Source organism: Sphaerospermopsis sp. FACHB-1194 (assembly GCF_014696235.1).
In the GTDB taxonomy this organism is placed as follows: Bacteria; Cyanobacteriota; Cyanobacteriia; order Cyanobacteriales; family Nostocaceae; genus Sphaerospermopsis; species Sphaerospermopsis kisseleviana.
This window is the reverse complement of record NZ_JACJPU010000009.1, coordinates 1-20,611: the sequence shown is the minus strand read 5'-3', so window position 1 is coordinate 20,611 and position 20,611 is coordinate 1. Positions and strand designations below refer to the sequence as shown.

Genomic DNA, 20,611 nt, shown 5'->3' with positions numbered 1-20,611 from the left:
GCGTGATGTGGGGTGGTTGTTTAAGGTTTTTTAATTTTTTTTCTCACGCAGAGACGCAGAGGCGCAGAGAGAGACGCAAAGAGAGATATTATTATTTTTTGCGACTACTGCGACGGGTGGGTGTGGTTGGTGGTGGTGGTTCTTGAGATTTCAATTTTTCATCATCAGTGAGAAATTCTACATGAAACCCTTTTTCACTATAATAATACCAACCTAAGACGACAATACTGGCATCACCCATAGAGGTGTTTTGTACAGCTTGGTTGGGAAATGTAGCAGCTAACTTTTTCAATCCTTCTGTTTCCCATAATACAATTTGTTCACGAAAAGCAGCCCAAGGACTTTTTTCGTCAGCAGCAAAAATCATAATTTCTGCAAATTTTTCCGCAGATGTTCATTTATCGCCGGTTTTCGCTTGTGCAATGTGATTTCCGGTTTCAATAACTGTAGCTAAGGGAAGTATCAAAGTTGTTCCTTTTTCAATTTCTGTGTGAATTTTCTCATTTACAAGTTCAAAATCCCATTTATTATTACCCGCAGTTTCTTTATCTGGAACTTTTAACCAAACACATAATAAAGATGTATCTATTAATAAAACTTTTCTCATTTTTTTTAAATTACTCCCCCAATTATACACCATGAGAAAGACTACGTTCAATTGCGCCTTTTGTTGTCATTTGTCCCAAGGAATAAGAAGCAAATAATTTAGGGAAGTTTTCAATATCTTCTAATAAGGTAAGTTTACTTTCTCCGGTTTCTGAATCTCGATGTGCAACAACTACAAAAGGAACTATTTCTGAACCAAAAGCATCTAGTAAAGCTGGGTTATGGGTGGTTAGTAAAATATCAATATTGCGTTTACTGCCAATTTCTTTTAATATTTTTACTAATAATGCTGCACGGGAAGGATGTAAACCATTATCTATTTCTTCAATGACAATTTGACTACCTTCAGGACGGGTTAATAATGCTGTGAGTATTGCTAGAAATCGCAATGTTCCATCTGACATACTTCTAGCATCAATTTCTGTAATTTCTCCTGGTTTCCATTCTTCTTGACAGTACAGCATTGCATCTGTTTTCAGTCTTCCTACTGGTTCAGACCATACTTTTTTAATATCACCTTCTGGTAAATATTTAATATATTCAGATAGGGTATTTTCAACTTCTGATTTTTTATCGTCTGGTAATGCTGCTAATACTCCAGCAATATTTGAACCATCGCTTTCTAGGTTTTCAGAAAGTCGGGAATAGTCACGCATTGTAGATGGAATGGGATTAAGAGTTAACATATTTTCTAAATTAGATACCACAAACTCTTGAACTTTCTTTTTTGCGGGTAAGAATATATCTTTAACATCTTTACTAAAAACCATGTTACCTCCTTCAGTAGTGTTATATAGAATGTTGTTTTCAAATAAATCGCTCAAACTAAAACTATTACCTGTATTATTGAGATTACTTCTATTGTTGTGTCCTGTCTTTAAAGTAAACTTTTTTAAGTAAATCCCTTGTTCGTGATAATATAAATCACTTTTAATATCTTCTTGTAGTATTTGACAATCAGGGAATGTTTGTATTTTTACATTATATAAATAATCATCATCTTCACTTCCAATTAACACCTTTAAACTAAACTCTTTTTCACCATGTCTTGCAGCACCTTGAACACCACCACGAATAGCAGGAAGTGTTTTATCTCCTGCTAAAGCTGTTTCAACATTTTCACCATTAGCTATTCTTTGTAAAAATTCCAATGCTTCAACCACATTAGATTTACCACTTGCATTAGTTCCAATAAGTACAGTTAAAGGATCAAGGGGAAGTTCAGCATAACGGAAACTTTTCCAATTTTCGAGAATCAGTTTTTTCAGCATAATTAACAACAAATATATTTTAGTGATTTAATCATTGTAATATAAATCAAATGTTTTTATTCTATGTCAGTGTTTCTGGTTTATGGTGTTACTCCTAATCTTTAAGTATATGTTTGGTTGATAACATTTTTAGTTGTTATAGCAAATTATTACATAATAATACTTATTTAAAAACATGGTTGATGATTTTATGGGGTAATGGAGGCGATCGCTTTAAGTTGTTTAATTTTTTTCTCACGCAGAGACGCAGAGGCGCAGAGAGAGACACAAAGAGAGATTATCGGTTATTATAGACAAAAACAGGGTTATAGAGATAACATCTTATGATTGGTAAGATTCTCCGTCAACGTTACCAGATTATCAAACAATTAGGTGCAGGTGGGTTTGGGGAAACTTACCTTGCAGAAGATTTGGATATTCCTGTTACTCCTAAACCGGTTTGTGTCGTTAAACGGTTACAACCTACGGTTATTGATCCAGAAATTATTAGATTATTTGAACAGGAAGCACAAATATTATATCAATTAGGACAAAATCACGATCAAATTCCTAAATTGTATGCTTATTTTCAGGAAGGTCAAAATTTTTATTTGATTCAAGAATTTATTGATGGATATGATTTAACTCAAGAAATAACACCTGGTAAAAACTTGAGTGAAGGTGATGTAATTCAACTTTTGCGAGATGTTTTAGAAATATTGGTTTATGTCCATGAAAATAAGGTGATTCATCGGGATATTAAACCTGCCAATATTATGAGACGTAAGGATGGGAAGTTAGTATTAATTGATTTTGGGGTAGTGAAACAAATTAATACTACTATTGCCATGAAATCAGGGTTAACAAGTAAAACTGTAGGTGTTGGTACTCATGGGTATATGCCACCAGAACAGGGTTTTGGTAAGCCTAAATATAGTAGTGATATTTATGCTTTAGGAATGACAACCATTGAAGGATTAACTGGAATTTCTCCTAATACGTTATCAGAAGATGAGGAAGGAGAAATCATTTGGACTAATTTGGTTTCAGTTAGTCATCAATTAGAGAATTTTATTAATAAAATGGTGCGTTATGATTGGCGACAACGTTATAAAGTTGCCAAGGAAGCATTAGAAGAATTAAATCAAGTTTTTTCAACTGTTAAACAACAGAATAGACAGTCATTAACACAAAATCAGTCCAGTGAATATTGGTTTAAACAAGGAGTTAAATTATTTGATCCAGAAAGGTATGAAGAAGCAATTTCATCCTTTGATAAGGCAATTGCTATTCAACATGACAAACATGAAGCCTGGTTTTGCAGAGGTTATTGCCTAAATAAGTTAAAAAAACATGAAGAAGCAATCTCATCTTTTGATCAAGCCATTGCTATTAAAACTGACTTCTACAAAGCTTGGTATAACCGGGGTAATTCCCTATACAATTTAGAAAGATATCAAGAAGCAATTTCATCTTATAAAAAAGCTATTACCATTCAACCTGACTATGCTAATGCTTGGAATGGCCGCGCTAATTCCTTATGGTGTCTAGGAAGGTACGAAGAAGCACTAAAATGTTATGAAAAGGCAATTAGTATTCAACCAGATGATGAACTTTATATCAATAATCGTAATGATTTATTAAAACAATTAGGGCGTTCCAGTTAGTAAATTGCAGTAAAGAAATTATGTTAAATTATACCATCAGTTCCGGCAATATCTTTCAAGATTTAGGTTTTGCAAATGCAGAAGAAAAACTAGCCAAAGTTAAATTAGCTTCTGTCATTGCCGATATTTTAAAACAACAACAAATCACACCAAAGCTGGACAAATTTTAGGTTTATAACTTGCACAAATCAATAATTTAAGTAACGGTATTCTCAAAGAATTTACCATTGAGAATTTATTAAGTTTTTTAATAAAATTGGCTCAAAATGTAGAAATAATGGTAACAAATCAACACACGGAAACCTAGAGGATAAACTAATGCGTGAAATCAAATGTAACTTTTGCGGAAGTCCCCATTATGAACAACGCCAAATTGATTATTTATATCGCCATCAAGGACAATATTTATTAGTTCCTAATACTCCGGTGCAAATTTGTCTTGATTGTGGCATGATTTATTATGATGCCAAAATTTTGAAGAAAATTGAACAGTATTTTTTTATCAAAATCATCAACAACCTGATGAATATTTATCTATTCCTACTAAGGTTTTTTGATAAGTGAAATAATTAGGTAAATTAGGAAATATATGCAAGCTGAAGAGTTTGATACTAAATTTGACAATGATGAAGATATCACTGAGTTTTTAGACCTATATCAAGCACGTCGTCCCAGTTATGAACAAAAAAGAGTGAATATTGATTTTCCTGTGTGGATGATAGAAGCATTGGAAAAAGAAGCAAAACGTTTAGGTGTCACTTCTGATTCTATAATTAAATTATGGCTTGCTGAACGTCTTGATAAAAAGGTAATTACTGGTTAGTTTCATTAGTTATGAAACACCAAAAATGATCCATTTTTAGGTTATGCTAGGAATTAAATACAATCATTAGACTAACAAACTGAGGTAAAAATGACAGATTTAGAAATACATGAAAAAATTAAACAACAAATATCCCAACTTCCACCAGAACAACTTTCCTTATTAAGTGAATTTCTCGACTCTCTCCTCACCAAAAACACCGTAAACCAAAAGCAATTACTCCGTATTTCTCCTATAAAAAGAGGCAAAAAAGCAGGTGATTTGTTACAGTATGCGGGAACTTGGCAAGGTGATGATTTAGAAGATTGTTTGCGTTTTGTTCAAGAAACCCGTTCTCAAACGCAGTTTTAATTTTTATTACTATCTATGTCTTATTTACTGGATACTAACCACTGTAGTTACATTATCAACGGTAATCCTCAAGTTACCAATATCTTAAAATCCTATGCTGGTTTAACAATTGGTGTGAGTATTATAACATATTCTGAACTGCTATATATGACAGAAAAATCAGAACTAAAATATCAAAATCTTAGTGCAGTTCAGAAATTTTTATCTCAAGTCGATCTGTATTTTCTGGATGAAGAAACAGCTATTATTTACAGTCGTCTCAAAGCATCTGTTTTTAATTATTTTGCACCCAAAGAAAAAAGCAAACGTCGTAGTTTCAAAATTGAAAATCTGGGATTTAGTGATCATGATCTTTGGATAGCAGCAACAGCTATTCAATACAATCTTACTCTAGTTTCTGCTGATAGCGATTTTAGGCGCATTCATGAAGTAGAGAATTTTTCCCTAGAATCATGGATATAAAATGATGAAGCATTACGAAAAGCGCCTCTACTCAAGAGATTAACAAAAAATCACACTTTTTTATCCTCAAACAAATCTCACCTCACCTCTAAACCTTCCTTAACTTCACCCACAATACCATCAACATCATCAACCTTCTTCAACTCCCCCGCTTTCCAACTATCAGCAATATCTTTAATAAAACTAGCAATAGGAATCGCTACCAACAAACCTAAAACACCACCTAATTTTGCCCCAATTAATAAAGAAATTACCACCCAAACAGGATTTAAACCTGTTAAATTTCCTAACAATCTCGGTGCAACAATATTAGAATTAATTTGGTCAATTGCTACAGCTATAGCCGCAACTTCTACCCCTTCCCAAAAGTTCTCTAAAGCTACCAACAAACTCACAATACCAATACCTATTCCCGTACCAAAAGGGAAAAGAGAGAAAAACCCAATTGCAATACCAAATAATAACGCTAAAGGAATCCTTAAAGCCACAAATGCTAAAGTAACTGTGACAGCTAAAATCGCTCCTAAAGTCGCTTGTCCAATAAAATAATTTTGGAAATCTTCTTTTAATAAAGCTCTCACTTTTATGCTAATATAACTGGGAAACCATTGGTAAATACCATCCCATAATTTTTCACCATTTAATATTAGGTAAATAGTTAAAACGATAGCTAAAAGAAAATTCACTAAAAATCCAATAGTATCAAAAGCAAAACCCAAAATTTTACCGGTAAAAGATTGAAATTGACTGGAAATTTTTTCTAACAACTGCGTAGCTAAACCACTAATATTAACAGGTAAATCTTGTTGTGTAGCTGCCCAATTTAAAAAAGCTTGTAATTGTTGAGTTCCTGAATCTATCCAAACAGGAAGAATATTAACTAATTCGTTGAGTTGTTGAAAAATCAAAGGTACTAAAATTACACCAACTGCTCCTAAAATTACTATTGCTAAAAGCAGCACTCCTGCAATAGCTAAATTACGTGGTACTCCCTTTTGATTGAAAAATTTGATGGGATAGTCTAAAACAAAAGATAATAAAATAGCGACAGAAACAACGCTTACCAAAGGTTGAAAATATTGGACAACCTGAATTAATAACCATCCGTTCAGAATGATCAGAGGAAAAGCCAAACCAAAAGTTAACCAGCGGGGAAGTTTATTTACTATTTGCATAAAATACTATGATGATTCTCTCTACAATTTCTAAATAATTTCTTCTGTCACCTGTCACCTGTCACCTGTCACCTGTCACCTGTCACCTACTATAAAATCAAGCATAATTTTTTGGTGAGGAATACCTAAAGGCCTAAATTCTCCAGCTATTGCCGAATAATAACTACCCCTTTCAATATCTTCCCTTGTTAATAATCCCATATCCCAACCTTCATTTAAAACCAGTTGATCTAATCCTACTAATAATGGTGCTTGAAAAACATAACGAATAACTCTCTCATCGGAATAGATTCCAAATTTAACAAAAGAAGGTAACTCATAACTGATTTCTTCTTTTACTTCCCGCACCAGTGCTATTTCTGGGGTTTCATCTGCTTCTAAATGTCCACCGAATAAACCCCAACACCCAGCAGCAGCTATGGTGGGGATATTGTCCCGTAGCTGCATGAGATATTTATTGTCTTGGTAGAGAATAACAATCGCTACTTGTGGAATTTGATCATTCATATATTATTCTTCCTCTATTATTCTTCCTCTAAGTAAACTTCCCCAAACTCTTGCCCAGCCAAGGGAATACTTTTGTATCTTACCTTACCCTTTAATACTACCTCTTGTCCCACCTTTAAATTACTTTGATTAGTTACAACCCAAATTTTACCGCTGGCATCAGCAATTTGATATGCTTGCTGCTTGAGCAAAGGAGCGTGTTTTTCTATCTTTCCTTGGATGTAAACAGTAGCTTGATTATCCTGTGCTGGTTTAATTTCCTGAATTGGTGTAACATTTGCGCCAATCCTCAGATTTTGTAAATTCATTTCACCAGATTTACCGTTAGCACAACTACACAGTCCCACTACCAAAAAAAAGGCTAATCCTTGATGAAAAGATTTCAAAGAAGTACGTTGTATTTGTTGTTGAACAGCAAGCAATTGAGAGAATTTTTGCATTAATCCTTACCTTGTTACCAGTTTCTTCAAGTTTCTATTAATACTAGCTATGTTGCACTGATAAAAAAAGGCTTGAGGTCATCCTTTTATTCTTTATCCTTCAGTTGACGCAGTTAATCTGAGAAAATAGTTAAGGCAATAGGCGACTGGTGACTGGTGATTGGTGACAGTAAAAAGGCAAAAGGCAAAAGGCAAAAGGCAAGAGGCAAGAGGCAAGAGGCAGGAGGTAAATATTTCTCCCCAGTCCCCAGTCCCCAGTCCCCAATAACTAATAACTAATGACAATGGAAACAAAAACAGCGAAAATCCTTGATGGTAAAGCATTAGCCGCTAAAATTCAGAAAGAATTAGCTACTACCATCGCAGAAGTACAACCAAAAATTGGCCGATCTCCAGGTTTAGCAGTGTTGATGGTGGGAGATAACCCCGCCTCAGCAGCTTATGTCAGCAACAAAGAAAAAGCTTGTGCTAAAGTGGGGATTGCTTCTTTTGGTAAACATTTTCCCACCCACACCAACCAAACTGAACTAGAGGAAGTCATTGCAGAACTTAACCAAGATCAACGGGTAGATGGAATTTTAGTACAGTTACCCCTACCTAATCATTTGGATGCTATAAGTCTTTTACATAAAATCGCCCCAGATAAAGACGCTGATGGACTGCATCCAGTGAACTTAGGGCGTTTGGTGCGAACTGAGGCAGGTTTACGCAGTTGCACACCAGCGGGAGTAATGCGACTACTAGAAGAATATAAAATTCCCCTGGTGGGAAAAAAAGCAGTAGTAGTAGGACGTAGTATCTTAGTGGGTAAGCCAATGGCGTTAATGCTATTAGATGCTGATGCTACAGTTACCATTGCCCACTCCCGCACCCAAAACCTCAAAACCATCACCCAAAACGCTGATATTCTCGTTGCAGCAGCAGGTATTCCCAGATTAATCACTGCTGACATGGTGAAACCAGGCGCTGTTGTGGTAGATGTGGGAATAAATCGCGTCACCGATAGCAGTGGTAAAAGTCGTTTAGTGGGCGATATTGATTTTGCGCCAACTGCTAATGTGGCAGAATATATTACCCCTGTTCCTGGTGGTATTGGTCCAATGACAGTCGCCATGTTACTGCAAAATACCGTCTCTAGCTATTTGCGGACAAACAGTAACTAAGCAAATTTCAGATTTATGGAATCTAACTAAAATCCAAAATCCAAAATCCAAAATCCAAAATCCAAAATCCAGTGAGTGTTTCTGCTCCTCTACACCGTAAAATTGTCACACATATCACCATAAACCGAAAATTTTAGGAATTGAAGCATGGTAGTAACAGATAACTTGCAAAAGACATCAGAACCAGCCAGGTTTAACCTCGCTGCCTATCTCAAAGAACGACAAAGGCTTTGTGAGACTGCTTTGGATCAATCAATTCCTGTCGTTTATCCAGAGAAGATTTACGATGCTATGCGCTACTCCCTCTTAGCAGGAGGTAAGCGTGTACGTCCTATCCTATGCCTTGCTACCTGTGAAATGATTGGTGGCAGCATTGAAATGGCCATGCCAACAGCTTGTGCTGTGGAAATGATCCACACCATGTCTCTAATTCATGATGACTTACCCGCAATGGATAATGATGATTACCGTCGTGGTAAGTTGACAAATCATAAAGTCTACGGCGAAGATATCGCCATTTTAGCCGGGGATGGCTTGTTAGCATTGGCTTTTGAGTTCGTAGCCTCCCAAACCCCCGAAAATGTCCCTACACAAAGAACTTTACAAGTAATTGCCCGTCTCGGTAAGGCTTTAGGCGCTGCCGGTTTAGTTGGTGGTCAAGTGGTAGATTTAGAATCAGAAGGAAAATCAGATATTTCCCTAGAAACTTTGAATTTTATTCATAACCACAAAACCGCCGCCCTCTTAGAAGCTTGTGTAGTGTGTGGGGGAATAATTGCTGGCGCATCCCCAGAAGATGTACAAAAATTAACTCGTTATTCTCAAAATATTGGTCTAGCCTTCCAAATCATTGATGATATTCTGGATATAACCGCTACTCAAGAACAACTAGGTAAAACCGCAGGTAAAGACCTTACAGCACAAAAAGTTACCTATCCCAGCTTATGGGGAATTGAAGAATCACGCGCTAAAGCACAACAGCTAGTTGAAGAAGCTTGTGCAGAACTAGAAAGTTTTGGTGAAAAAGCAGCACCCTTACAAGCGATCGCTCACTTTATTATCAATCGCAATCACTAGGGAGAATTTTGGATTTTGGATTTTGGATTTTGGATTTTGGATTTTAGGATTTTAGGATTTTAGGATTTTAGGATTTTGGATTGCACAATCCCAAATTTAAAATCACAACCACAAAACTGCCAAATTTTAGTTACAAAATCATCCACCACAATCATGTTATAGCGACAGTCAATGTTGTACTTCATGAACAGATGATCAAACTTCAACACATACAGACTTTATACTCTGACACCTGTCACCTGTCACCTGTCACCTGTTATACTGCTAATGGCTGAAAGCTGAAGGCTGACTGCTAAAAAAACTGTTCCTCAACACACAAGTGCTGCTCTTATTCAATCACCTAACCAAAAAACCATGCAGGACTTATGCGACATTTTCAACAACCGGGTGCTACTGGTTGCACTTGTGGCTTGTTTTGTTGCTCAAGGATTAAAACTCATCGTTGAAGTCATCAAACATCAAAAAGTGGATCTGCGTGTCTTAGTGACTACCGGAGGTATGCCTAGCGCCCATTCAGCTTTAGTCACAGCTTTAGCCACAGGAGTTGGGCAAACTATCGGTTGGTCATCTCCAGATTTTGCTGTAGCTGCGGTATTTGCCATCATTGTTATGTACGATGCAGCTGGAGTTCGCCAAGCAGCAGGTAAGCAAGCTCGCATACTCAATCAAATGATTGATGAATTATTTCATGAAAAACCAGACTTTTTCCAAGACCGTCTCAAAGAACTACTCGGACATACACCAGTTCAAGTCATAGCTGGTTCAGTTTTAGGTGTCACCATTTCCTGGTTAGCTAGAGCCGCTTATTAGTAAGGTGACAGGTGACAGGTGACAGTTGACAGTTGACAGTTGACAGTTGACAGTAAGAAGGGAAGAGAGAATAGGTAATTCATAATTCATAATTCATAATTGGTAATTGGTAATTGGTAATTGGTAATTGGTAATTGGTAATATTATTCCCAATCACCAGTCCCCAATCACCAATCACCTTACTGTGACAACTGAAAGCAGTAACATGACTTTTCTACCATCTGCTAACAGGGCAAAAAAACCATTCTCCGTCAGTTTTTGCAATGTCCTGTATGCCTCTGTTTGGTTGGTAGTATAAACAGCCAGTAGATAGGGGCGTTGTCCATAGGAAACTAAACCAACATTACCTCCTACCGTTCTTTGTACATTTTTGGCTAGTTCCGGGCGGTTGAAATAATCTACCAACACAGCAAAACCTTCTCCCAAAACTCTGGGATTATAACTAACTGTCTGATTTGGTAGAGTTGCTGATGGGATTATTGCTGGTGTTACCGTTGCTGTTGTTGGTGCTGTTGATGCTGTTGCTGCTGTTGGTCGAGTCGTAATAATAGCAGACAAGCCAACAACGTTGTTAACATATCTTGCCCAACGGTTAGCATCTTCAATCTTGTTAAAACCACCAACTCGCGTTACTGTTTCATTCAGATATTTACAAGTAACAGTTTTTAGGTCAGATGGTAAGGCACTACGTAACTGCTGTTGATTATTAACCGTAGGACTAACAACCAACAACAGATACTCCCCCGCACTGGGAGGTTGACAGGCAGGAATGGTTTGTTGGGATAAAACAGGACTAATACCAGTAATTATTGGAGCTACTGCTAATAATAAAGCACTTGGTAAATAATGAACTTTTGGTAAAAACATTTGGTGTATACCTAGTATTGTATAATTTATAACTTATTTCAGGAAATAGGAAATAGGGAATAGGGAATAGGGAATAGAGAACAAAAGGCAAAAGTTAATATTCTTCCCCAGCCTTTCCTGCCTCCCCTGCTCCCTCTGCGCCTCCTACCTTTCCTGCCTCCCGCCCCCTGCCTTCATTAAGACACAGTTGTTAAAGATGCCAAAGGATTAGGAATTGTTGCCGAAGGAGCTGGAAATTCTCCAGTGATGACATACTCTAAACGTAATTTTAACCAAGTAATAAATTGAGAATTGGTAGAAATAATTGCTACCGGAGGTTTAGGACATTTAGCTTTATTTGCTGCCATTTCCGGTGCTTCCAGGAAAGCTGGGTTTTTCACTAACCAAAAATCTATTTCTTTTTCTTGTTCGTGGTAGTTACGGGTACGTTCTTTGAGAACTTCCTCTAGAGGTTCTTCTTCTAGTAAAAAGTGTTGACTAGCTAAAACGTAATAGTATGTTGTCATTTTCATCCTTGAGTCACTATCTAATAATTTATAGGGTACAGCAGCAACACTGTACCCTAATAGGTTAACTTTTCTTCACGCCTTTGAACCAAGAACCGAAAGGACAACCACTACTCTTATTTTCACTATTGGCAGCATTTTCCATTTTGCCACCTGCTGTCAATTTCTCTAAAAACAGGTTGTTGTCAAAATAGTGTTCCAAAGAGATAATCTTCAAATCATCGGTAACACGAGCTACACTGATACCGACAATTTCTACTGTTTCCCCTGTGGGTGCAAAGTCTTTATATGGACCACGAAAATGTCCCCAGTGTCTCCACTTAAATGTAACCACTGGTGGACCTGAGTAAACTTCAAGCAGTTCCCAAGGAAAACCTTGAGGAAAGGTACTATGAAAAAGTTTCGCTGATGATTCAAAAGTTTCTTCTGAAGCTTTGTAATGTTCAGAATCAGCCATAAATGTGTTATAAGTACCCTGGGTGTATACATCTGTGGCTGTAAACTCTTGTCCCCCATTTGTACTGACGCGAAACTTATCCTGCACAACAGCTAACCACTGTTTAGGATTACTCTTAAAAGATACCTCCATTTCAAAGGTTCTCACTAAATTCTGTACAATAGCTTCTAGTGAACCTTCTGCGTGATTACAGGTACTTTCTTTGGCTAGATTTTCTTTAGAACGGGTATAATCTGGGGGTGTCTGATAGCGCCATTCGGCCTGTTTACTGTATTCAATTACAGTATCTCTATTTTGTACCCAAAGAGGTAGGTTGTTAGGCTGTGTGGAAGTCATAAAAGTTTTACGTTACCAATGTGACTCTAATTTTTCAGGATTACGCAGCTACAACCCCTCTTGTGAAAGGAGATCAAGGAGTCAGGAGTCAGGAGTCAGGAGTCAGGAGAATTTTAGATTTTAGATTTTAGATTTTAGATTGGATTCATGAAATACAATCCAAAATCCAAAATCCAAAATCCAAAATTGTATCCCCAATCACCAGTCACCAGTCACCAGTCCCCAGTCATTGCTTGTTTCATCTCTCGTACTGCTCTTTCCATTCCTACCAAGGCAGCCCGACTGATGATAGTATGGCCAATATTGAGTTCTTCCATACCTGGAAGCGCCGCTACTGGGTAAACGTTCCAGTATGTGAGTCCGTGACCGGCATTGACTCGCAAACCTGCTTTTATAGCTTGTTCGCATCCTTTGGCTAATAAGCCTAATTCATGCTGGCTAGTTGTTTCATCTTTAGCTTCAGCATATTTTCCGGTATGCAGTTCAATAAACTTCGCTTGCACCTTGACAGAAGCTTCGATTTGTGCAGGTTCGGCATCAATAAACAAACTCACGGGAATGCCAGCATTTTGCAATTTATCAACTATATCCCCTATTCTAGCAATTTGTCCGACAATATCTAAACCCCCTTCTGTGGTGATTTCTTCTCTTTTTTCGGGAACTAATGTTACATAATCAGGTTTGATATCCAGGGCGATCGCTAACATTTCATCAGTGGCAGCCATTTCTAAGTTTAAGTGGGTTCTTACTGTTTGTCGCAATAACCGCACATCTCGATCTTGAATATGTCTTCTGTCTTCCCGCAAATGGGCAGTAATGCCATCAGCACCGGCTAATTCTGCTAATACTGCTGCGGCGATGGGATCTGGTTCTACTGTCCTTCTGGCTTGGCGGATGGTAGCTATATGATCAATGTTTACACCGAGTGTAGGCACGCCTGTGTTTCTCCTGGTTCACTGTGTTTTAGATTTTGATTTTAACTAATTTAGGAGATGTGAGCAGGTTGGTGTTAAAAATTTTGGTTATGATTAGGTAAGGAGCAAGAGGAGAGCCATAAATAATTACAAATTATCAATTATCAATTATCAATTATCAATTATTAAAGAGGTAATATGTTGTTAGAATTGCAACAAATTATTGTTCATCCAGGCCAACAAATGTTACTCAAAGATATTAGTTGGCAGCAACTAGAAAATATTTTAGAAGAAATGGGGGAAAAGCGTGCTGCACGTATTTCCTATAGCAATGGATGGTTAGAAATTATGGTGCCTTTACCTGAACATGAAAAAGATAAAGAAATTGTTGGTGATTTGGTGAAAATCTTGTTAGAAATACTGAATGTTGATTTTGAACCCTTTGGTTCTACAACTCTGAAAAATGAGAGAATGAGGCAAGCCGTAGAACCAGATACCAGTTTTTACATTCAAAATCAAGCCGCTGTAATTGGTAAAAATCGAATTGATTTAAATATAGATCCACCACCAGATTTAGCTATTGAAATTGATATTACTTCTCGGACTCAATTTGAAAATTATCAAATTTTGGGAGTTCCTGAACTTTGGCGATATAAAAAACAAGGTTTAGAAATTTTCTTGTTACAGGATGGGAAATATGTAAAATCTCCATCTAGTCCTAATTTTCCTAATATTCCCATTGTGGATTTAGTTAATGAGTATGTACAGCAGTGTTTAACTATTGGCAGAAGTCAGGCAATGCGAAATTTTAGGAGTTGGGTGCAGGAGAATTTACAGTAAAAGGTTGCTTAAATATAGCACTCCCTGAACAGTTACTTTTATGGCAAGTATTCAGCTATCAGTAATCAGTAATCAGCCAAGAGTAGCAATAGCAAGGATGCAGAAGTGTTAATTTCAGGAATGTTATCTGCATCTGTTTTTTCATTCCTTGGATTTCACTATTTCAGGTACATAGCTGATGGCTGACTGCTGACGACTGAATGCTTACCTTTTATGTTGTCCCAAATGAGCGATCGCCAGCATTGCCTACATAATTTTTTTAAAAAATAGTATGAATCAATACAAAATATTGCCAGAATTTTTAATCAAGATCGGAGAATACCGTGATGACTATTAACATAAATTAGGAGATAATCTTCTGCACAAGGTAAGAATTCAAAAGTCAAAAGTCAGAATTTTTGATTAATTGCTTGATGAGCAAATAAGTATTTTTGGCGTAATTGTTAAAAAGCTGACTGCTGATGTTTGAATACTTACTGCACAAGTAACTGGCAATATAAACTTACCTATCTCAACTGCATGGATTCTTTATCTATCAATTCTTTACTGGAAGACTTGAAAAATCCTGATGCTTTAGTTCGTGAGCAAGCAACTCGCAAAATTTGGCGCTTCTGGTTTCAGCAAAAGGGTATATATGGGCTAGAAAAGATTGATTATAGTCAAAAACTAATGGATGCTGGGGAAACAGCCAAAGCTGAAGCAGTTTTAACAGAACTTATTAAAACACAACCAGATTTTGCTGAAGCTTGGAATAGACGCGCTTTTTTATATTACAGCATAGGCAATTATCAAAAATCTCTAGCTGACTGTCAAATGGTTGTGCAGCTAAATCCAGTACACTTTGGCGCACTTCATGGTATGGGTTTGTGTTACGCAGCAATAAGAAAGTATGGTGAAGCTATTGAAGCTTTTCAAAAAGCGTTGAAAATTCAACCTTATTCCTTGGTTAACCAGAAATTGATTCTTGAATGTACTCTTAAACTCAGTTAAACATGAAATTTCCAGGAGTCAGGAGTTGTAGGGGCGAAGTAGGGGCGAAGCATTCGGAAAATAGCCTTAAACAAAAATTGATAATTTATCGCCCGAATGCTTCGCCCTTACGGGAAAATAGCCTTAAACAAAAATTGATAATTTATCGCCCGAATGCTTCGCCCTTACAGGAAAATAGCCTTAAACAAAAATTGATAATTTATCGCCTGAATGCTTCGCCCTTACAGGAGTCAGGAGTAAAACCCTCTTTTAGTGGTAGTTTTATTATCCATTGATTTTCTGGTCAGCCTGTCAAAATCTATAACAACATATAAAAACATAAAATAACACTTTTCCCTATTTCCTGTTCCCTTAAAGACCTTCTAAATAACTTAAAAGGTCTGCCATTTCTTGGGCGCTGGGCTGGAATTTGGGCATGGGAGGAGTTTCACCGCTAATAACTTGATGAATCAATCCATATTGAGATTTGCGTTTCGAGACAGCTTGTAAGCTCGGTCCAACGAGTCCATGAGCTTCCCAACCATGACACCCAGCGCAGTTGGTTTGAAAGATAGCCTTTCCCTGTACTGGGTTGCCTGTCAGTGATAAAACATTTTTGACGTAAGGATCAGAGGTTTGAACTATCTGAACACCAAAAATAGTTACGGGTATGGCTATGAGTATGGCCAAAACCGACAAAGTGATCCACTGACTCCAAGTTTCAGTTTTGATAAGCTGGTTATTCAAGAGTTTGCTTTTACAGTCTAAGTGTACGAAAAACTGTAAGCATTCAGCTATCAGTGTTCAGCAGTCAGCTTTTTAACGGTTAAACTAATAATCACTATTTGAGTAACCGCTAGATGAGCAAATCTTCTGACTCCTGAATCCTGACTTCTGAATTCTTACAAAAAAATATTTCATCTTCTACACATAGCTTAAAATTTCTTGATTCTACCTGCAACCACAGATGAAAATTTTTAGATAGTATTCATAATCCAAAAACGGCTTAGGGCGCTGGATTGATGCGGGATTTGGTAAGATTAAAAATGGGAAACGAAACTTGAAAATTTGTAAAGAGGAGATTTACAGTGGTTGAACCCCTACTCTCAGGTATTGTTCTGGGTCTGATTTTCGTCACTCTTAGCGGACTATTTTACGCTGCCTATAAGCAATACAAGCGTCCTACCGAGTTGGGCGGCTAAGGGTTAACAGCTAGTTCTCGTAGGGGTTTAGCAATGCTAAACCCCTAGTCACATATAGGCGTGTGTGTTTGTATATTAATTTTAATATGTCCGCCCAATCACTTACGATATAGCTGTTTAATTAGTAATTGTCCCCAATTACCAATTACCAATTACCAATTACAAGTCTCAACAGATATGATAAGTATTCAACCGTAGATGATATCACTCGCTTTCCGATACTTCCATTGTTCTGTAAAAAGTTAGTGCTGTGTTGCCATAAACTTTTTGGCGGCTGATTTCCCAAGTTGGGATGATTGGTGGTGTAAAATTAGGACTATGTTCTACTGCTATTTCCCCTTGAGGATCTAAAAGTTGATAGTGAGCGATCGCTTCTAAAACAGGCTCATATAAACCACTGGCATAAGGTGGATCAAAATATATTTTGTCAAATTTTTGACCTGATAATTTTTTTAATTGTTGCAGGACATTTCCCCGCAATAATTGAAATTTTTGTTCATTATTCGCTATCTGCTGCCAATTTTGTTGAATAATGGCACAGGCTCGACTTGCTTGTTCAATTCCTACTACTAAACAGGCTCCCCTACATAAAGCCTCTGCACCCATTGAACCACTACCGGCACATAAATCTAACCAGCGACAATGATCAATTTCTCCCTGCCAAATATTAAAAACGGCCTCCCGTACTCGCGCACTGGTGGGTCTAGTCTCTTGCCCTGGTAAAGTTTTTAACAGACGATTCCCGTAAATTCTTAAACTCATTAATTAGTCATTGATCATTAGTTATTAGTCATTAGTCATTAGTCATTAGACAACTGACGACTAACAAAGAAAGCAAATTTTTATTAAGCAGGGATTTTTTCACGGACTTGAGCCACAAAATTAGATAAAACTTGCAATCCAATATTAGAGGATTTTTCGGGGTGGAATTGAACCGCCATGAGATTTTCATGAGCGATCGCTGCTGTCACAGTTTGACTACCATGAGTCACTGTTGCTGCTCTAATTTGCGGTTCAGTTGGTTCAACATAGTAGGAATGGACAAAATAAACCCAAGGTTGATGGGGTAAATGTTCCCACAAAATGCTTCTTGGTTGAGTCAGTTGCAGTTGATTCCAACCCATGTGGGGAATAGCTATTCCTGGTTCTGGACGAAATCGCCGCACTTTTCCCCGTACTATTCCTAGTCCTGGTTGAGTTCCTTCGGCGCTAGATTCAAATAAAATTTGCAGTCCTAGACAAATACCTAAGAACGGTTTACCAGATGCGATCACATCTTTAATTGGTTGTTCTAAACCGCGTGAACGTAAATGTTGCATGGCAGGATCAAAAGCTCCCACTCCTGGCAAAACTATAGCATCTGCTTGTTCTAACTCCTTGGCAGAATAAGTTACTTTAGGAATTGCACCAGCTTTTTCTAAACCTTTACAGACTGAGTGCAAATTTCCCATATCATAATCTACGACCGCAATGACTGGCATTTACTTGCTCCTTGTAAATTTATTAGGGAAGCATTTATATTCTAATTCTAAATAATATTCTAAATAATATTTATTATGCAGAAAAAAATATTATTAACTTCTTTTGACACTTGGCTGAGTGAACAACAGTCAAATTCTTCTGATGACTTGTTACTCGAACTAGCCAAAATGGCTGATATCTATCATGACTTAACTTTTTTGCGACGATTACCTGTAGATGTTCCCCTTGCCAGTTCTCGCGTCATTGCCAAAATCAATGAACTCAAACCAGATTATGTTATCTGTTGTGGTATGGCTGCTAGTCGGCAAAATTTAAGTGTGGAAGTTGTTGCTAGTAGCGAGTCTATACAGACTACTGATATTTCATTTAGAGATGGTGGAGAAAATTTTGGGATAATAACTTTGCACACAATTGTTAATGTTGAACAATTAATAGCTGAGACAGCGGCAGTTGAGATTAGTTACGACTGTGGTAAATTTGTGTGCGAAGGTCTTTATTATTCAGTGTTGGACTACTTGAATCAATCTCAACTACCCATTCCTTGTATTTTTGTCCATGTTCCGATTTTGCATCAAGAAAATTTGCTAGACATTCTTGCCGATTTTGTTTTAATCATGAATAATTTGGTTATTTTTGAATCAAGGGAACAGGGAACAGGGAATAGGGAATAGGGAATGGGGAATGGGGAACAGTAAATCATAAACTCCACTCACTAATAACTGTTAACTGTTAACTGTCACCTGTCACCAGTCACCAGTCCCCAGTCAGTTATAAATTTTGAATTTTAAATTTCCTATGTTGTCAGCATTACTCGGTTTGACTCTCGCGCAAGCAACTCCAACCGCACCACCACCAGAAGAAGTGGTAATACCTCAAGAGGTGCGAGCTTTACCAGGCAGGTTGGATACTGTTCCAGTATTTAATAGTAATAGTCCAGAATTGGTATTAAAGGAAGGTATTTTACTTTCTACCTTTCCTTCAGAGGATAAAAAAGTACCTACTGCACATTTAAACTTTCCTTTTCAGGGGCGGTTTGATGTCTTTTCCCATCATATTGCTAGAGCAGAACCACCAGAAGATTTACGTTCTCTTTACCACGGAATAATCTTACATAACCCTGGTACTACACCGGTAACTGTGAATATATTGCAAGGTGCAAGTTATTTAAGTCAACCAGATGCACCTTTTTTACCATTAGATTCTTTTATTCCTAATGATGCGGGAAATGTGTTTGCAGGTCCGGGTAGTAGGGTGATGTCTGATATTTTGAGAGGGAGAAGACAAAATATTTTCCCAGCGCAAATAGTCATTCCTCCTGGGGAAAGTCAGATGTTATTAAATTTACCTATTCCCGTGCGAGAATTGACACCACCTTTAAATGGTCGTTCTACTTATATGCGTTTGCGGAGTAATGGGACGGTGTATGCTGCTAGTTTAGCGATGTTTGCAAAAACTAATGCTGATGGTAGTGAACGAGTGCCAACTTTAGCAGAATGGGAAGATTTATTAAAGAATGGTGATTTATCAACACCGAGAGATAAAACCCCGACTCCCATACAGGGAACTGGTAAACCTGCAATTTATGGAAGAGTTGCGGGTGTGTCCCGTGGGTCACAATGGCGATCGCTTTTAACAGATAATTCTAACAGCAGGTATTTAACTATTCCCCAACCTGGTCAAGCTTTTTCTTATGCTTTAAGTTCTTTACATGGGGGAACTTTTGGTACAGGTCAAATTCAAACAGCACCGATGTTAGTGCGTTATCCTGATACAGCTTATTTTGCACATGGTAATTATGGCATTCAATATAGTTTAAGGTTGCCTTTGTTGAATAATTCCCAAAGTGCAAAAAATGTCACTGTATCTCTGCAAACTCCCATTAAAGAAAATGAGTTAACAAAATCAGGTTTAAGGTTTTTTACAACTCCTGCGCGTCAGGTTTTCTTTAGGGGAACTGTCCGAGTTCGTTATCGAGATGATCAGGGTAAACCGGCGACTAAGTTTGTACATTTAGTGCAAAAAAGAGGTGAACCTGGTCAACCTTTGGTGTCTTTAAATATGAAACCAGGGGATAATTCTTGGGTAGAGGTTGATTTTCTTTATCCTCCTGATGCTTCTCCTCCGCAGGTTTTGACGGTTGCGACACAGGAGTAATTTAGGTGACAGGTGACAGGTGACAGGTGACAGTAAATAGTTCATTACTTATTACCTATTCTCGTTATTCTCGTTCCCAGTCTCCAGACTGGGAATGCAGTTTTAGAGTCTCTGACTCTACTATAAACGTTTGTTGTCAGAATCAGGATGTCCAGGATTTGAGGATTTACAGGATTAAAGGATTTTCGGTTTAGTCTTTAGTGCTTGGTGCGATCGCTTTGCTCTGGACTTTAGACTAAAAGAGAGCGATCGTTAGTGAAAGGGACTGCAAAAAAATTAAGGGATGCCTGTAAGAACAGACACCCCCATAGCGGAAAATGAAAAAAGCACAACCAATTCTCATATAACCGCTATGGATGTTTTTACACAACTTATGGAATTCCGTCAAGCAGCTGATGATTGTTTATGTAGGGCAAAAGACGCAACATTTGAAATGACGGATGCAATATTGCTGACACGCAACGCCTACAGTCTGGCAGACTTATCACTGTCTCCAGTATTTCGTCGTAAGTGGTCAAGTATTTATGAAACAACACAGGATACCAGACCACAA

Annotated in this window: 28 protein-coding genes and 1 pseudogene; 16 read left to right on the top strand and 13 right to left on the bottom strand. The window is 37.4% G+C overall.

Annotated elements, in window-relative coordinates:
• Positions 1-91 precede the first annotated feature (91 nt).
• The 3 genes from H6F45_RS26450 to H6F45_RS07550 are packed head-to-tail and all read right to left on the bottom strand — an operon-like array spanning position 92 to position 1,877.
• Positions 92-367 carry a hypothetical protein gene (locus tag H6F45_RS26450; RefSeq protein ID WP_242052569.1) on the bottom strand — a complete coding sequence of 92 codons (276 nt, stop codon included), beginning with the start codon at positions 365-367 and terminating at the stop codon, positions 92-94.
• A gap of 27 nt (positions 368-394) precedes the next feature.
• Positions 395-607, bottom strand: a complete 213-nt coding sequence (locus H6F45_RS26445; RefSeq protein WP_242052568.1) for a hypothetical protein — start codon at positions 605-607, stop codon at positions 395-397.
• Between the two features lie 22 nt (positions 608-629).
• Positions 630-1,877, bottom strand: a complete 1,248-nt coding sequence (locus H6F45_RS07550) for an ATP-binding protein (protein WP_137667627.1) — start codon at positions 1,875-1,877, stop codon at positions 630-632.
• Between the two features lie 323 nt (positions 1,878-2,200).
• Here H6F45_RS07550 and H6F45_RS07545 point away from each other — a divergent pair, with 323 nt between their 5' ends.
• The 6 genes from H6F45_RS07545 (at position 2,201) to H6F45_RS07520 (ending at position 5,159) form a co-directional block, all read left to right on the top strand.
• Positions 2,201-3,523 (top strand): serine/threonine-protein kinase, encoded by a 1,323-nt coding sequence (locus H6F45_RS07545; RefSeq protein ID WP_190346878.1) that lies wholly within the window; start codon positions 2,201-2,203, stop codon positions 3,521-3,523.
• Between the two features lie 20 nt (positions 3,524-3,543).
• On the top strand, positions 3,544-3,693 hold the full coding sequence (locus H6F45_RS26185; protein WP_199291022.1) for an XRE family transcriptional regulator: 150 nt from the start codon (positions 3,544-3,546) through the stop codon (positions 3,691-3,693).
• Between the two features lie 148 nt (positions 3,694-3,841).
• Positions 3,842-4,087: a type II toxin-antitoxin system MqsA family antitoxin gene (locus H6F45_RS07535; RefSeq protein WP_199301774.1), complete on the top strand. Its 246-nt coding sequence runs from the start codon at positions 3,842-3,844 to the stop codon at positions 4,085-4,087.
• 25 nt (positions 4,088-4,112) lie between these two features.
• Positions 4,113-4,346, top strand: coding sequence for a CopG family antitoxin (locus H6F45_RS07530; protein ID WP_190346877.1), 234 nt, complete (start codon positions 4,113-4,115; stop codon positions 4,344-4,346).
• A gap of 90 nt (positions 4,347-4,436) precedes the next feature.
• Positions 4,437-4,697, top strand: coding sequence for a hypothetical protein (locus H6F45_RS07525; RefSeq protein ID WP_096571035.1), 261 nt, complete (start codon positions 4,437-4,439; stop codon positions 4,695-4,697).
• Between the two features lie 15 nt (positions 4,698-4,712).
• A complete protein-coding gene (locus H6F45_RS07520; RefSeq protein ID WP_096571037.1) occupies positions 4,713-5,159 on the top strand; it encodes a type II toxin-antitoxin system VapC family toxin in 447 nt (148 codons plus the stop codon).
• Between the two features lie 77 nt (positions 5,160-5,236).
• On the opposite strand, the gene H6F45_RS07515 is transcribed toward H6F45_RS07520, so the two are convergent.
• The 3 genes from H6F45_RS07515 to H6F45_RS07505 all read right to left on the bottom strand — a co-directional run bounded on the left by H6F45_RS07515 (position 5,237) and on the right by H6F45_RS07505 (position 7,281).
• Complete coding sequence (locus tag H6F45_RS07515; RefSeq protein ID WP_096571039.1) at positions 5,237-6,334, bottom strand: AI-2E family transporter; 1,098 nt, start codon at positions 6,332-6,334, stop codon at positions 5,237-5,239.
• Positions 6,335-6,409: 75 nt separating this feature from the next.
• On the bottom strand, positions 6,410-6,841 hold the full coding sequence (locus tag H6F45_RS07510) for an NUDIX hydrolase (RefSeq protein WP_137667623.1): 432 nt from the start codon (positions 6,839-6,841) through the stop codon (positions 6,410-6,412).
• 17 nt (positions 6,842-6,858) lie between these two features.
• Positions 6,859-7,281 (bottom strand): hypothetical protein, encoded by a 423-nt coding sequence (locus H6F45_RS07505; protein ID WP_190346876.1) that lies wholly within the window; start codon positions 7,279-7,281, stop codon positions 6,859-6,861.
• Between the two features lie 284 nt (positions 7,282-7,565).
• Here H6F45_RS07505 and folD point away from each other — a divergent pair, with 284 nt between their 5' ends.
• The 3 genes from folD to H6F45_RS07490 all read left to right on the top strand — a co-directional run bounded on the left by folD (position 7,566) and on the right by H6F45_RS07490 (position 10,331).
• Entirely contained in the window at positions 7,566-8,444 is an 879-nt protein-coding gene (gene folD, locus H6F45_RS07500) for a bifunctional methylenetetrahydrofolate dehydrogenase/methenyltetrahydrofolate cyclohydrolase FolD (RefSeq protein ID WP_137667622.1), read from the top strand.
• A gap of 147 nt (positions 8,445-8,591) precedes the next feature.
• Positions 8,592-9,521 carry a geranylgeranyl diphosphate synthase CrtE gene (gene crtE, locus H6F45_RS07495; RefSeq protein WP_137667621.1) on the top strand — a complete coding sequence of 310 codons (930 nt, stop codon included), beginning with the start codon at positions 8,592-8,594 and terminating at the stop codon, positions 9,519-9,521.
• A gap of 354 nt (positions 9,522-9,875) precedes the next feature.
• A complete protein-coding gene (locus H6F45_RS07490; RefSeq protein ID WP_096571049.1) occupies positions 9,876-10,331 on the top strand; it encodes a divergent PAP2 family protein in 456 nt (151 codons plus the stop codon).
• 174 nt (positions 10,332-10,505) lie between these two features.
• Here H6F45_RS07490 and H6F45_RS07485 read toward each other — a convergent pair whose 3' ends face one another.
• From H6F45_RS07485 to H6F45_RS07470, 4 genes are all read right to left on the bottom strand, one after another.
• Positions 10,506-11,198 carry a hypothetical protein gene (locus H6F45_RS07485; RefSeq protein WP_190346875.1) on the bottom strand — a complete coding sequence of 231 codons (693 nt, stop codon included), beginning with the start codon at positions 11,196-11,198 and terminating at the stop codon, positions 10,506-10,508.
• Between the two features lie 176 nt (positions 11,199-11,374).
• On the bottom strand, positions 11,375-11,704 hold the full coding sequence (locus H6F45_RS07480) for an MgPME-cyclase complex family protein (RefSeq protein ID WP_096572795.1): 330 nt from the start codon (positions 11,702-11,704) through the stop codon (positions 11,375-11,377).
• A 64-nt stretch (positions 11,705-11,768) separates the two neighbouring features.
• Complete coding sequence (locus H6F45_RS07475) at positions 11,769-12,497, bottom strand: SnoaL-like polyketide cyclase (protein WP_096571053.1); 729 nt, start codon at positions 12,495-12,497, stop codon at positions 11,769-11,771.
• A gap of 212 nt (positions 12,498-12,709) precedes the next feature.
• Positions 12,710-13,432 carry a pyridoxine 5'-phosphate synthase gene (locus H6F45_RS07470; protein WP_096571055.1) on the bottom strand — a complete coding sequence of 241 codons (723 nt, stop codon included), beginning with the start codon at positions 13,430-13,432 and terminating at the stop codon, positions 12,710-12,712.
• A gap of 177 nt (positions 13,433-13,609) precedes the next feature.
• Here H6F45_RS07470 and H6F45_RS07465 point away from each other — a divergent pair, with 177 nt between their 5' ends.
• The 3 genes from H6F45_RS07465 to H6F45_RS07455 all read left to right on the top strand — a co-directional run bounded on the left by H6F45_RS07465 (position 13,610) and on the right by H6F45_RS07455 (position 15,516).
• Positions 13,610-14,251 carry a Uma2 family endonuclease gene (locus H6F45_RS07465; RefSeq protein ID WP_190346874.1) on the top strand — a complete coding sequence of 214 codons (642 nt, stop codon included), beginning with the start codon at positions 13,610-13,612 and terminating at the stop codon, positions 14,249-14,251.
• A gap of 519 nt (positions 14,252-14,770) precedes the next feature.
• Positions 14,771-15,241, top strand: a complete 471-nt coding sequence (locus H6F45_RS07460; RefSeq protein ID WP_190346873.1) for a tetratricopeptide repeat protein — start codon at positions 14,771-14,773, stop codon at positions 15,239-15,241.
• A 2-nt stretch (positions 15,242-15,243) separates the two neighbouring features.
• A complete protein-coding gene (locus H6F45_RS07455) occupies positions 15,244-15,516 on the top strand; it encodes a hypothetical protein (RefSeq protein WP_190346872.1) in 273 nt (90 codons plus the stop codon).
• Between the two features lie 76 nt (positions 15,517-15,592).
• Here H6F45_RS07455 and H6F45_RS07450 read toward each other — a convergent pair whose 3' ends face one another.
• The gene (locus H6F45_RS07450) at positions 15,593-15,967 is read right to left on the bottom strand and encodes a cytochrome c (protein ID WP_096571060.1); all 375 of its coding nucleotides are present in this window, start codon (positions 15,965-15,967) and stop codon (positions 15,593-15,595) included.
• 341 nt (positions 15,968-16,308) lie between these two features.
• Here H6F45_RS07450 and petG point away from each other — a divergent pair, with 341 nt between their 5' ends.
• Positions 16,309-16,422: a cytochrome b6-f complex subunit V gene (gene petG, locus H6F45_RS07445; protein ID WP_013191177.1), complete on the top strand. Its 114-nt coding sequence runs from the start codon at positions 16,309-16,311 to the stop codon at positions 16,420-16,422.
• 204 nt (positions 16,423-16,626) lie between these two features.
• On the opposite strand, the gene rsmD is transcribed toward petG, so the two are convergent.
• Together rsmD and hisH are read right to left on the bottom strand one after the other, a co-directional pair.
• Positions 16,627-17,184, bottom strand: coding sequence for a 16S rRNA (guanine(966)-N(2))-methyltransferase RsmD (rsmD, locus tag H6F45_RS07440; RefSeq protein WP_137669303.1), 558 nt, complete (start codon positions 17,182-17,184; stop codon positions 16,627-16,629).
• Between the two features lie 83 nt (positions 17,185-17,267).
• The gene (gene hisH / locus H6F45_RS07435) at positions 17,268-17,903 is read right to left on the bottom strand and encodes an imidazole glycerol phosphate synthase subunit HisH (RefSeq protein ID WP_096571064.1); all 636 of its coding nucleotides are present in this window, start codon (positions 17,901-17,903) and stop codon (positions 17,268-17,270) included.
• Between the two features lie 75 nt (positions 17,904-17,978).
• On the opposite strand from hisH, the gene H6F45_RS07430 reads away from it, so the two are divergent.
• The 3 genes and pseudogenes from H6F45_RS07430 to H6F45_RS07420 all read left to right on the top strand — a co-directional run.
• A complete protein-coding gene (locus H6F45_RS07430; RefSeq protein ID WP_137669302.1) occupies positions 17,979-18,575 on the top strand; it encodes a peptidase C15 in 597 nt (198 codons plus the stop codon).
• 124 nt (positions 18,576-18,699) lie between these two features.
• The gene (locus H6F45_RS07425) at positions 18,700-20,058 is read left to right on the top strand and encodes a DUF3370 domain-containing protein (protein WP_190346871.1); all 1,359 of its coding nucleotides are present in this window, start codon (positions 18,700-18,702) and stop codon (positions 20,056-20,058) included.
• A gap of 283 nt (positions 20,059-20,341) precedes the next feature.
• A pseudogene (locus H6F45_RS07420) lies at positions 20,342-20,611 on the top strand (hypothetical protein); the annotation flags it as partial.